Source organism: Streptomyces sp. TAA040 (assembly GCF_000424845.1).
The window spans coordinates 19,132-32,067 of the sequence record NZ_AUKR01000005.1 but is presented as its reverse complement, the minus strand read 5'-3'; the positions used below and the strand labels follow the sequence as shown (position 1 = coordinate 32,067).

8 protein-coding genes and 1 riboswitch are annotated in these 12,936 nt (G+C 73.2%); of the genes, 2 read left to right on the top strand and 6 right to left on the bottom strand.

The genetic code is table 11. The features are described 5' to 3' along the window. Positions 1 to 39 precede the first annotated feature (39 nt). A complete protein-coding gene (locus H300_RS24855) occupies positions 40 to 1,392 on the top strand; it encodes an ROK family transcriptional regulator (protein ID WP_078515706.1) in 1,353 nt (450 codons plus the stop codon). A gap of 22 nt (positions 1,393 to 1,414) precedes the next feature. Here the strand turns inward: H300_RS24855 and H300_RS24850 are convergent, their stop codons facing one another. After that, positions 1,415 to 1,726, bottom strand: a complete 312-nt coding sequence (locus tag H300_RS24850) for a hypothetical protein (RefSeq protein WP_028426415.1) — start codon at positions 1,724 to 1,726, stop codon at positions 1,415 to 1,417. Between the two features lie 564 nt (positions 1,727 to 2,290). On the opposite strand from H300_RS24850, the gene ppdK reads away from it, so the two are divergent. After that, positions 2,291 to 5,044 carry a pyruvate, phosphate dikinase gene (gene ppdK, locus H300_RS0104070; RefSeq protein ID WP_028426414.1) on the top strand — a complete coding sequence of 918 codons (2,754 nt, stop codon included), beginning with the start codon at positions 2,291 to 2,293 and terminating at the stop codon, positions 5,042 to 5,044. 212 nt (positions 5,045 to 5,256) lie between these two features. Here ppdK and H300_RS0104065 read toward each other — a convergent pair whose 3' ends face one another. From H300_RS0104065 to H300_RS0104045, 5 genes are all read right to left on the bottom strand, one after another. Then, a complete protein-coding gene (locus tag H300_RS0104065) occupies positions 5,257 to 6,534 on the bottom strand; it encodes a transglycosylase family protein (protein WP_028426413.1) in 1,278 nt (425 codons plus the stop codon). Positions 6,535 to 6,537: 3 nt separating this feature from the next. After that, positions 6,538 to 6,716, bottom strand: a riboswitch (cyclic di-AMP (ydaO/yuaA leader). 510 nt (positions 6,717 to 7,226) lie between these two features. Continuing rightward, a complete protein-coding gene (gene nirD, locus H300_RS0104060) occupies positions 7,227 to 7,565 on the bottom strand; it encodes a nitrite reductase small subunit NirD (RefSeq protein WP_028426412.1) in 339 nt (112 codons plus the stop codon). Between the two features lie 143 nt (positions 7,566 to 7,708). Then, positions 7,709 to 10,345, bottom strand: coding sequence for a nitrite reductase large subunit NirB (gene nirB, locus H300_RS0104055; RefSeq protein ID WP_028426411.1), 2,637 nt, complete (start codon positions 10,343 to 10,345; stop codon positions 7,709 to 7,711). A 2-nt stretch (positions 10,346 to 10,347) separates the two neighbouring features. Continuing rightward, positions 10,348 to 11,622, bottom strand: coding sequence for an FAD-dependent oxidoreductase (locus tag H300_RS0104050; RefSeq protein ID WP_028426410.1), 1,275 nt, complete (start codon positions 11,620 to 11,622; stop codon positions 10,348 to 10,350). A 68-nt stretch (positions 11,623 to 11,690) separates the two neighbouring features. Further along, positions 11,691 to 12,914 (bottom strand): cytochrome P450, encoded by a 1,224-nt coding sequence (locus H300_RS0104045; protein WP_199779131.1) that lies wholly within the window; start codon positions 12,912 to 12,914, stop codon positions 11,691 to 11,693. Positions 12,915 to 12,936: the final 22 nt, after the last annotated feature.

Here is a 12,936-nt window from a genome sequence, read left to right as displayed (position 1 = left end):
TCATGAAAACGTGCAGGGGCGGCGGAGGAGGAAGGCGGCATGGCGCCGAGCAGCGCACCGAACCAGGCCAGCGCGGGCCACCTGCTGGAGCTGATCCGCAGCGGGCGGGCCACGAACCGGGGGGAGCTCCAACGTGCCACCGGCCTGTCCCGGTCCACCGTCGGGCACCGGCTGGAGCAGCTCTTCGGCGCGGGCTGGGTGCGGGAGGGCACCGCCGGCCCGAGCCCCGGTGGGGGCCCGGGCGGACGCCCCGCGGCGCGGCTGGAGTTCGACCCCACGCACGCGGTGGTGCTCGCCGCGGACCTGGAGACCAGGCACGCACGCGCCGCCGTCCTCGACCTCGACGGTCGGCTGCTCGCCGAGCACAGCGGTCCGCTGCTGGTCGACGACGGTCCGGAGGCAGTTCTCGACGGTCTCGCCGCGTGGTTCGCAGCTCTGCTGGACTCGGCCGGCGAACCGGGGCTGCCGGTGTGCGGTGTGGGGCTCTCGATCCCCGGGCCGGTGGAGTTCGGCTCGGGCACGGTGGTGCAGCCCCCGATGATGCCCGGCTGGGACGGCTTCCCGATCCCGGACGGCATGCGCCGGGCCCTCGCCGCCCGGATCCCGGACGACCGGTGCCCCCGGGGAGCGTTCGGTGGCCACTCCGGCGGCGCACCGCTGCCGGTGCTGGTGGACAACGACGCGAACCTGATCGCCTACGCGGAGCAGCGCGCCGGACACCCCGACTGCACGGCGTTCCTCCTGGTCAAGGCGTCGACCGGGATCGGCGCTGGGATGGTGGTGAACGGCGGGATCTATCGCGGCATCGACGGCGGTGCCGGGGACATCGGCCACGTGCGGCTCGACGACCGCCCGGACGCGCTGTGCCGCTGTGGCTCCTACGGATGCCTCGCCGCGGTGGCCAGCGGGTGGGCGCTGGCGGCGGAGCTGACCGCGGCCGGCGTCCCGGCCGCCTCCGGCTCGGACGTGCACCGGCTGCTCGCCGCCGGGCATCCCGCGGCCGTGCGGGCAGCGCAGCAGGCGGGGCGCCGGATGGGGGAGGTGCTGGGCACCGCGGTCACGCTGCTCAATCCGGGAGTCCTGATGTTCGCCGGCGACCTGGCGGGCCCCGCGTTCCTCGCCGGTGTCCGGGAGGAGCTGTACCAGCGGGCGATGCCCAGGACCACCGCCCACCTCCAGGTCGTCACCGCGGAGCCGGGGGACACGGCGGGCCTGGCCGGCGCGGCCGCGCTGGTGGTCGAGGAGCTGTACGCACCGCACCGGGCGGACGCCCGGCTGGCCGAGGCCGGTGCCCCGCCCGGACGTCCTGCCGCCGGCCGCCCGGCCGCCCTGCGCGCCAAATCCGCCGGGTTGCCCGCCGTCGGTGCCGGGCGCCGTCCGGACGGCGGCTGAGCCCGCGTCCGGGCGTGCGGCCTCAGCCGAAGAGGCCGCTGCACGCGTTGAGCGCGGGCTGGCCGCCGAGGTGTGCGTAGAGGGGACGCGGGAGTCCTTCGGGATCTCGCCCCCGCGGGCCAGATCGATGAGCCACGGTCATCGGCTCGCCCTCGTGCACCGGGTCGATGACCACGCCCTCCAGGCTTCCGCTGAGCCGGATCGCGTCCGGGACGGATTCGACCGGGATGCCGTACCGGTCGCCCGCCCAGCCCTCCGGCACGGTGATCTCGTCGTCCCGCAGATCGCGGCCGAGGCCGATCAGTTCCGCGGTCCCGCGGGCGATCCTCGTCACCTGGGCCCGTGTCTCGGCGGGCCGGGCCGAGGCGTCGACGCACAGGGCCTGCCCGGGGCCGGTCCCGGGCAGGCGAACCCGGCGACCATGCCTGTGTGGGGGCTGCCGGTCACGCTGCACCTCACGACCGAGTCGGCGGTCGGGCGGGGCGGGCGAACGGGAGGTGGCGGTGGGATGACGGACCCGTCGGCGCCGTCCGCATGCTGGGACTGCTGCCGCGGGCGTGCGTGATGCTGGACACACGTGATGAGGTGATAGCTCATATGAGCGCTCTCCTGAGTACTGCAAGCCTCCAAGGAGCGCGGTCCGATGCCTTCGATGGAAGGTGCGACAGTTCAACGTCCCGTTCACTCGGAGTCGCGACCGAGGGTTTACGGTCACTCAGGGCGAGGATGGTTTCACTCCTTGAAAACCACCGATGGACGAAAGTGAACCGCTTTTTACTTTCGATTCTCCGGCGGACGGGTGGTCGTGGCCCACTGACGTGCGGTTGCCCGTGCCCCGGCACCTTCGATCCGGCTACGCTCCGGCCGTCAGGGCAGCCGTCCACGAGGAGTGAGCCCCGTGTCGGAAAACAGAGACCCCCACGCGACCGCGAACGCTCCGAAGTTCGTCTACGCCTTCTCCGAGGGCAACCGGGACCTCAAGGACCTCCTCGGCGGGAAGGGCGCGAACCTCGCCGAGATGACCAACCTCGGCCTCCCGGTCCCTCCCGGGTTCACCATCACCACCGAGGCCTGCCGGGTCTACCTCGACTCCGGGGCCGAACCCCCCGAGCTCCGCGAGGAGGTCGGCCGCCACCTCGCCGCGCTGGAGGAGCGGATGGGCAAGCAGCTCGGCCGGCCGGACGACCCGCTGCTGGTGTCCGTGCGGTCCGGAGCCAAGTTCTCGATGCCGGGGATGATGGACACTGTCCTCAACATCGGACTCTCCGACGCCTCGGTCGGCGGACTGGCCGCCCAGTCCGGGGACGAGCGGTTCGCCTGGGACTCCTACCGGCGGCTCATCCAGATGTTCGGACGCACCGTCCTCGGGGTGGACGGCGAGCTGTTCGAGGAGGCGCTGGCGCAGGCGAAGCAGCGCCGCGGCGCCGCCACGGACGTCGACCTGGACGCCGAGGCGCTGCGCGAGCTGGTCACGGACTTCAAGGACATCGTCGCGAAGCAGACCGGCCGGGAGTTCCCGCAGGAGCCGCGCGAGCAGATGGACCTCGCGGTCCGCGCGGTCTTCGCCTCGTGGAACGGCGACCGGGCCAGGCTCTACCGCCGGCAGGAGCGCATCCCCGGCGACCTGGGCACCGCGGTCACCGTCTGCTCCATGGTCTTCGGCAACCTCGGCCCCGACTCGGGCACCGGGGTCGCGTTCACCCGGGACCCGGCGAGCGGCCAGCAGGGGGTGTACGGCGACTACCTCCAGAACGCCCAGGGCGAGGACGTCGTGGCGGGCATCAGGAACACCGTCCCCCTGGCCGCGCTGGAGACGCTGGACAGGGCGTCCTACGAGCGGCTGATGCAGATCATGGAGACGCTGGAGACGCACTACCGGGACCTGTGCGACATCGAGTTCACCATCGAGCGGGGCACGCTCTGGATGCTCCAGACCCGGGTCGGCAAGCGCACCGCCGCCGCCGCCTTCCGGATCGCCACCCAACTCGTCGACCAGGGGCTGATCGACGAGGCGGAGGCCCTGCAACGGGTGAACGGCGCCCAGCTCGCCCAGCTCATGTTCCCGCGCTTCGACGCGGCCGGCGGCGAGCGGCCCGAGCAGCTCGGCCGGGGCATCGCGGCCTCGCCCGGCGCGGCCGTCGGCAAGGCGGTCTTCGACTCGTACACGGCGATCAAGTGGTCCCGCTCCGGGGAGAAGGTCATCCTGATCCGCCGGGAGACCAACCCGGACGACCTGGACGGCATGATCGCCGCCGAGGGCATCCTCACCTCGCGGGGAGGCAAGACCTCGCACGCCGCCGTGGTGGCCCGCGGGATGGGCAAGACCTGCGTCTGCGGCGCCGAGGACCTGGAGGTGGACACCAAGCGCCGCCGGCTCACGGCCCCGCACCCGGACGGCAGGGGCACGGTGGTCGTCGACGAGGGGGACGTGGTCTCCATCGACGGCTCCACCGGCAAGGTCTACCGTGGCGAGGTCCCGGTCGTCCCCTCACCCGTGGTCGAGTACTTCGAGGGCCGGATGCACGCCGGGGCCGACGACGCCGGCGAACTCGTGCAGTCGGTGCACCGGATGATGGCCTACGCCGACCGGATGCGCCGGCTGCGGGTGCGGGCGAACGCCGACAACGCGGAGGACGCGGCCAGGGCCCGGCGCTTCGGCGCCCAGGGCATCGGGCTGTGCCGGACCGAGCACATGTTCCTCGGCGAGCGCCGGGAACTGGTGGAGCACCTCATCCTCGCGGACACCGACGCCGAGCGGGAGTCCGCCCTCGGTGCGCTGTTGCCCCTCCAGAAGGGCGACTTCAAGGAGCTCTTCGAGTCCATGGACGGGCTGCCGGTGACGGTGCGGCTGCTCGACCCGCCGCTGCACGAGTTCCTGCCGGACATCACCGAGCTGTCGGTACGGGTCGCGCTGGCCGAGTCCCGACGGGACGCCAACGAGAACGACCTCCGGCTCCTCCAGGCCGTCCACCGGCTGCACGAGCAGAACCCGATGCTCGGGCTGCGCGGGGTACGCCTCGGGCTGGTCGTGCCCGGGCTGTTCAGCATGCAGGTGCGGGCGATCGCCGAGGCCGCCGCCGAACGCAAGGGTGCCAAGGCCGACCCGCGGGCGGAGATCATGATCCCGCTGGTCGGCACCGTCCAGGAGCTGGAGATCGTCCGGGACGACGCGGAGCGGGTGATCGCCGAGGTGGAGGCGGCCTACGGGGTGGAGCTGGGTCTCACCCTCGGCACCATGATCGAGCTGCCCCGGGCGGCGCTCACCGCGGGCCAGATCGCCGAGTCCGCCGACTTCTTCTCCTTCGGCACCAACGACCTGACCCAGACGGTGTGGGGGTTCAGTCGGGACGACGTCGAGGCCAGCTTCTTCACCGCCTACCTGGAGAAGGGCATCTTCGGCGTCTCCCCCTTCGAGACGATCGACCTGGACGGGGTGGGCAAGCTGGTCCGGGACGCGGCGGAGGCGGGGCGGGCCACTCGGCCGGAGCTGAAGCTCGGGGTCTGCGGGGAGCACGGCGGCGACCCCGAGTCGGTGCACTTCTTCCACGAGGTCGGCCTGGACTACGTCTCCTGTTCTCCCTTCCGGATCCCGGTCGCCCGGCTGGAAGCCGGCCGGGCCGCGGCACGGAGCACCGGGAGCGACAGCCGCTGACACGACCGCGACCTCCGGGGTCGCCGCCGCGCCCTGACCCTCACTGCGGCGGTGGCCCCGGTCCCCGGGAGGGGGACGGTGGGAGACCTTGTGCGGAGGCCCCGCCGCCCCTCCCGACTCCGCCGGGCGGAGGCGCACCGGCGGACGGAAGAACCGGCCGTGCCCCTCGTGAGGGGCACGGCCGGTCTCTCGTCCCCTTGGGGGAGCGTCGCTCAGAGGGAGACGCCGTTGTCGCGCAGGTAGGCCAGCGGGTCGATGTCCGAGCCGTACGACGGGCCCGTGCGGACCTCGAAGTGCAGGTGCGGGCCGGTGCTGTTGCCGGTCGAGCCCGACAGGCCGAGCTGGTCGCCGGCGCCGACGCTCTGGCCGGCGGAGACGGAGAGCGAGGAGAGGTGGGCGTACTGGCTGTAGCGCCCGTCCGCGTGCTTGACGACGACCTCGTTGCCGTAGGCGCCGCCCCAGCCCGCGGAGACCACAGTGCCGGTGCCGACCGAACGGACCGAGGTGCCGGTGCCGACGGAGAAGTCCACTCCGGTGTGGTAACCGCTCGACCAGCTTCCGCCCGATGCGCGGTAGGCGGTGCTGGGCGCACCGTCCACCGGCGCGGTGAACCCGCCGGTGGTGGCGGCCTCGGCCGGAGCAGCGGGCTCCTGGCTCTGCTCCTCCACGGGTTCCGGCTTCGGCTCGGGCTTCTCCTGCTTCGGCTCCTGCTTCTCGGCCGACTGCTGCTTCGGCTGCTCGGCGGGAGCACTCGACTTCTCGGCGGGGGCGTCCGACGTACCGCCGCTGCCGTCCAGGCTGAGCCGCTGGCCGGGGAAGATCAGGTCCGGGTCGCTGCCGACTGTCTCGCGGTTCTGCTCGTAGACGGTCTGCCAGCCGCCCCGCACGTGCTCCGCGACCGCGATGTTGTGGAGGGTGTCGCCGCTGGCGACGGTGTAGTCGTGCGAGCCCTCCGACTTCGCGGCCGCGGCCTTCTTCTGCTCGGCGGCCTGCGGCTCGGACTTCTTCGGCTGCGCGGCCTGCTCCGACTGCTGCTCGGTCTTCGCGCCGGACTCGGAGGCGTTGTTCTGCGCGCCGTCCGGGGCGATGTCCGGCGTGCCGCTGTCCTGGCTCAGGCCGGCACGCGGGCCGCAGACCGGCCAGGCGCCCGGGCCCTGCATCTCCAGGAGCTTCTCGGCGGCGGCTATCTGCTGGTCCTTCGTGGCGAGGTCGGCGCGCGGTGCGTACTGCGTGCCGCCGGCAGCCGCCCAGCTCGACTGCTGGAACTGGAGACCGCCGTAGAAGCCGTTTCCGGTGTTGATCGACCAGTTGCCGGTGCTCTCGCACTCGGCGACCTTGTCCCACACGGAGACCGGGGCCGCGTTCGCGGAACCCGCGGTGATCAGCGGAGCAGCGATACCGGCACCGCCCGCGGTGAGGGCGAGCGAGACCTTGGAGACCTGACGGGACATCAGGGGTTTGCGCGGACGACGGTGGCGACCACGAGACATGGGTTGAGTCCTCTCCTGCGCCTGCGAGGTGAGCTGTCGGATTCGGGCTGGAGCTGCCCGGCCATCCCCCACCGTGATCCGGTGGCGCATGGCTTCACCCCTAGCCGACCCGCGTGCTCCGCGGTCCGGCACTTACCTTGGTTCCCCCGCTCCTGCCGGCCTGATGCAGTCGTTTCCCTCTACCGGCGGCAGGATTCGGCGTGACCGGCGTGGGACCTCCGCACGGGATGCGGTGGCGGGATGAACGGTAATCACAACGATTTGGCCGGGACAAGCGAAACCAGGTTTTGCTCAGCCGCTCCGGGGGTCGCATGGGAGCATTTTCGGCGCGCTGTGAGATCGATCATTTCCGACGTCACGGACGTGCGGGCTTGCATGTGCACATAAAAACCGCACTGAGCAGGGGAATTGACGCTGAGGCGAGAAGTGGCCGACGAGGTGCAATTGTACGGGGGCGCGGTCCTGTGAGTCCGGTCACCCGAACCGTCTCGTGCTTCCTTATATCGGTGCATTCCCGACCCGTGGAAGCTGAGAGGGTGTCAGGTTCCGAAATCACCCACCTCTTGACTGCCACACCGCTTGTCCGTTTTGGGTGCGAGGTGACTTTGAGGGGCTTTTGTGACGCGACGTTGCTGGATGAATCGGTCGCGTCCCGCCATCCCGACGGGCGGCGGGACGCGATTCGCCGGTGCTCAGGGCGGCGGCTCGCCGGTGCCGGTCAGGCGGGCCGGATGGGTGCGGACGATGACCGAGTCGTCGTCCAGGCAGCGGCCCGTCGCCAGGTCGAAGCGCTGCTTGAGCAGCGGGGAGGCCACGAACGGCCGGCCCGCCGCGGACCCGAGTAGTCCGCGCGAGAGCACGTACGCACCGGTGAACGGATCCCGGTTGTCCACCGCGTGGACGCCGCCGCTGCGGTCGGTGAAGACGGCGATCTGCCGCCCGTCCGGGAGCAGTGCCGCGACTCCGCGGCCCGGCACCAGGTCGCCGGGAGCGCAGACCGGATGCCAGGAGTCCCCGGCCCGCACCTCGATCCGGGCGGCCGTCCCGCCGTCGGCCGGGTGCGCCCCGGCGTCGGTGGACGCCCCGGTGTTCGGGTGCGGTCCGCCGCTCGGGAGCGGGCACGGGGGAGAGTCGGCGGGTTCGGCGGCCGTGACGGGGGAAGGGCGGGTCGGGCTCATCGGGTGGCGCTCCCTTCGAGGCGGCGGACGGGGATCTCCGGCCCCGCCAGCAGGGTCAGATCGGGTTTGACCTGCTCGCGCTCGCCGACGAACCGCACCGAGGGGTCGGGTGTGCCGGGAGCGTTGACGAAGGAGACGAAGCGGCGGAGCTTCTCCGGGTCGGCGAGGGTTTCAGCCCATTCGTCCCGGTAGTCTGAGACGTGCGAGGCCATCAGCGCCTCCAGCTCGGCGCAGATGCCCAAGGCGTCGTCCACCACCACCTCCCGGACGTGGCCGAGGCCGCCCTCGATGCGCTCCAGCCACACCGAGGTGCGTTCCAGCCGTTCCGCGGTGCGGATGTAGAACATCAGGAAGCGGTCTATCAGCCGGACCAGCCCGGCGTCCGAGAGGTCCTGGGCGAGCAGGTCGGCGTGCCGCGGAGTGGCGCCCCCGTTGCCGCCGACGTAGAGGTTCCAGCCGTTGGCGGTGGCAATGACTCCGAAGTCCTTGCTCTGCGCCTCCGCGCACTCCCGCTGGCAGCCGGAGACCGCCGACTTCAGCTTGTGCGGCGCCCGCAGGCCCCGGTAGCGCAGCTCCAGACCGATCGCCATCCGCACCGAGTCCTGCACCCCGTACCGGCACCAGGTCTGCCCCACGCAGGACTTCACCGTCCGCAGCGCCTTGCCGTAGGCGTGCCCGGACTCGAAGCCCGCGTCCACCAGCCTTCCCCAGATCGCAGGCAACTGGTCCACCCGGGCCCCGAACAGGTCGATGCGCTGACCACCGGTGATCTTCGTGTAGAGCCCGAACTCACGGGCGACCTCGCCGATCACGATCAGTCCCTCCGGTGTGATCTCACCGCCCGGGACCCGGGGCACGACCGAGTACGAGCCGTTGCGCTGGAGATTCGCCAGGAAGTGGTCGTTGGTGTCCTGGAGCGCCGCCTGCTCCCCGGCGAGCACGTACCCCTCCGCGCCGATCGCGGGGGCCAGGGAGGCGAGCACCGAGGCCACCGTCGGCTTGCACACCTCGCAGCCCTCGCCCCCGGCCGCCTCCGGCCTGCCGTGCCGGTCCAGCAGCTCCCGGAAGGAGGTGATCCGCAGTGACAGCACCACCTCGTAGAGCTCCTGGCGGGTCAGCGGGAAGCAGCCGCACAGCCCCTTGTCCACGACGACCCCGCGGGCCTCCAGCGACTCGTCCACCAGCTTGCCCAGCACCTTGACGCAGCTGCCGCAGCCGGTGCCCGCCCCCGTGCACTTCCTCACCTCGGCCACCGAGGCGCAGCCCCGCCCGTCCACCGCCTCCCTGATCGCGCCCTTGGTGACGTGGTGGCAGGTGCAGATCACCGCCTCGTCCGGCAGCGCCGACGGGCCCAGCGCCGCGGGCGCCCCGGCCCCGGCCGGCAGCACCAGGGACTCCGCCGGCACCGGGGGGACGCTTCCGGTCAGCGGCCGCAGCACCCCGTACGTCTCGGCGTCCCCGACCAGTACGCCGCCCAGCAGCCGCCCGTCGCGCGCCATCACCAGCTTCTTGTAGATCCCCGCGCGGGAGTCGGCGTACACCACGTCCAACGAGTCGGCCGCGGTGCCGTGGGCGTCACCGAAGGACGCCACGTCCACCCCGAGCAGCTTGAGCTTCGTCGAGGTGTCGGCCCCGGTGAACCCGCCCGCACCGGCCGGAACCGGGCGGTCGACCGCGGGCAGCAGCGCCTCGGCCAGGTCCGCCGCCACCACCTCGGCCATCTCGTACCCGGGCGCGACCAGGCCGTAGACGGTGCCGTCCGCAGCGCGCGCGCACTCGCCGATCGCGTACACCGCCGGGTCCTCCGTCCGGCACCGCTTGTCGACGACGACGCCGCCGCGTTCGCCCACCGGCAGCCCGCACTCCCGGGCGAGGGCGTCCCGCGGTCGGACACCGGCGGAGAACACCACCAGGTCGGTGTCCAGGACCGCGTCGTCGGAGAGGGTCATCGAGACGACGCGGCCGTCCTCGCCGGCGGTGATCTCGCGGCCGCCCACCCCGGTGCGGACCCGGAGGCCGAGGTCCTCGATGGTGCGCCGCAGCGCGGCCCCGCCGCCCCGGTCCACCTGGAGGGCCATCAGCCGCTCGTTGAACTCGACGATGTGCGTCTCCACACCGAGACCCTGGAGCGCGCCGGCCGCCTCCAGGCCCAGCAGCCCGCCCCCGACGACGATGCCGCGGCGTGCCCGCCGCGCATAGCGCTCGATGGCGAGCAGGTCGTCCACCGTGCGGTAGACGAAGCAGCCGGTACTGTCCGCGCCCGGCATCGGCGGCACGAACGGTGCCGAACCGGTCGCCAGCACCAGGGCGTCGTAGCGCACCTCGTGTCCCGACCGGGTGGTGGCGGTCCGCGCGGCGCGGTCGACGCGCTCGACCGGGTCGTCCAGCCGCAGCTCGATGCCGTTCCCTGCCAGGAAGCCCTCGGCGACCAGGGACAGCTCGTCCACCGAGGTGCCGGAGAAGTACGAGGTCAGCCGCACCCGGTCGTAGGCGGGACGCGATTCCTCGGCGAGCACCACCACCTCGGCGTGCCGGGGCACCCCGTGGGCGGCGAGAGACTCCAGGAAGCGCTGGCCGACCATGCCGTGACCGACGACTGCGATCACCGGAGTACCGGTGGGTTTCGTGGACATTGTCAGAAGCCTCCGTTGTCGGTGAGCAGGTGGAGCAGCGGAGCGGCGGGAAGTGCCTCGTCGCCCTCCCAGGCGCGGGCGAGCGCGCCGACGGCGCCGAGATCGCCGAGGAGGATGCCGCCGACCAGCCGGTCGTCGCGCACCACGACCTTGCGGTAGGCGCCCCGGGTGGCGTCGGTGAGGTGCACGACCTCGTCCTGCGGCTGTGGCGCGGTGCGCCCGAAAGCCGCCAGGTCGAAGGGACCCGGACCGGCCAGGGTGAGCCGGGTCAGGGCACGGGTGCCGCGGTAGCGGTGGCCCGCGGCCGGTTCGGCGAGCACCCCGGCCAGGACCTCCGCCTGCTCCCGGGCCGCGCCCGCGAGCCCGTGCACGACGCCGGCGTGCTCCGCGCAGTCGCCGACGGCGTGGATACGGGGGTCGCTGGTGCGCAGGGCGTCGTCGACCACGATGCCGCCCGCGCACTCCAGCCCGGCGGCCCGCGCCAGCCCGGCCCGGGGGCGCACCCCGCAGGCGGCGACGACCAGGTCGGTGCCGAGCGCGTATCCGTCGGCGAGCTGCACCGCTCGCACGCTGCGGCGGCCGGCCCGGGCCCCGGGGCCGGTGGTGACGCCCTTCACGCGGCAGTCGGCGTGCACCTCGACACCGAGGTCCTCCAGGTGCGCGCGCAGCAGCTCCGCCGCCGCCCGGTCGAGTTGGCGTTCCATCAGGTGCTCGCCCTGGTGGGCCAGGACCGTGCGGACGCCGCGGGCCGCCAGCGCGCGGGCGGCGGACACGCCGAGCAGCCCGCCGCCGATCACGACCGCCCGGCCGCCCCGGCGGGCGGGCCCCTCCAGGGCCCGGCAGTCGTCCAGAGTGCGGAAGGGGTGGAAGCCGTCCGGCAGTTCCCGGCCGGCACCGGCCGGACCGCGCGGCCCGTCGTCGAACAGCCCGCGCAGCGGCGGCAGCACCGGGTTGGACCCGGTGGCCAGCACCAGCGTGTCGTACGCCACCGCGCTGCCGTCGTCGCACAGCACCCGGCGCTCCGCGCGGTCCACCCGGACCACCCGGACGCCGCGCCGGTGCCGGACGCCCGGCCCGGCGGCCGGCAGCGCGATCACCTCCGGCGGGTACCGGCCCGCCAGCACCTCCGCGAGCAGCACCCGGTTGTACGGGGCGTGCGGCTCCTCACCGAGGACGGTGATCCGGGCCGGGGCGTCCGGGTGGTCACCGAGTTGCTGGGCGAGCCGGGCGGCGGCGATACCGGCGCCGACCACCACCACGTGTGCGTCGGGGGTCATGCCGCTCAGCGTGCGACGCGGCTGTTACCCGGCGGCATCGCCGTTGTTTCCCCGCCGGAACGCTCGGCTCAGTGCGCGCCGTCGCCCGCTGTGAGTCGCACCGGAAGCCGGTGCACGCTGTTGCCCACGAAGCTCGCGTGCCGGACCAGCTCGGCCTCGGGCACCGCGAGGTCCAGCTTCGGGTACCGGGTGAACAGCCGCTCCAGTGCGATGCCGGCCTCCATCCGGGCCAGTTGGGAGCCCAGGCAGAAGTGTGGGCCGTGGCCGAGGGACAGGTGCCGGGCGGCGTCCCGGGTGACGTCGAACCGGCCGGCGTCCGGGCCGTGCGCGTCCGGGTCCCGGCCGGCTGCCGAGTAGCCCGCCAGCACCGGGGTGCCGCGGGGGATCACGGTGCCGTCCAGCGTGAGGTCGCGGGTCGGGTACCGGAACGGGAAGAAGCTCACCGGGCTGTCCCAGCGCAACGTCTCCTCGACGACGTCCTCCCAGCTCGCGCCGCCCTCCAGGACCAGCGCGAGCTGCTCCCGGTGCCCGCACAGCGCCCGGACGGCGTTGGTGATCAGGTTCAGGGTCGTCTCGTGACCGGCCACGATCATCAGCAGCAGGGTGCCGATCAGCTCCTGCTGGCTGAGCCGGTCGCCGTCCTCCTCGCGGGCGGCGATGAGCGCGCTGGTCAGGTCCTCGCCCGGGTCCTGCGCCCGCGAACCGGCCACCGCGGTCAGCAGCGCCACCAGCTCCCGGTTGGCGGCCACCGCCTCCTCGGGGCCGATGTCGGTGCTGACCACCTGGTTGGACAGGTGGTGCAGCCGGCCCTGGTGCTCCTCGTCCACGCCGAGCAGCTCGCAGATGACCCCCATCGGCAGCGGCAGGGCGAAGTGCCGCCGCAGGTCGAGGACGCCGTCCGCGTCCGGTGCGGCGGCCGCGGTGTCCAGCCCGGCCACCAGCTCGGCCGTCACCTCCTCGACGCGGGGGCGCAGCGCCTCCACCCGCCGGGTGGTGAACGCCTTGCTGACGAGCGACCGCAGCCTGCGGTGGTCCGCGCCGTCCGCGGTGGTCATGCCCTGCACGGTGGCGAAGGTGCGCAGCGGCCAGCCCTCCGGGATGTGCCCCTCGCGCAGTGCGGTGAAGTGCTCCGCGTTCTTCGCCACGTCCGGGTGGGCGAGGAACTCCCTGAGCGCCTCGTGCCCCAGCACGGCCATGCCGGGGACGTCGCCGGGCAGCGTCACCGGGGCGACCGCCCCCTCCGCGAGGAGGCGCGCGTTGGCTGCGTGCGGGCAACCGCCGGAGGAGTCCATCCGGTGCCGTGCCCCGGGGGCG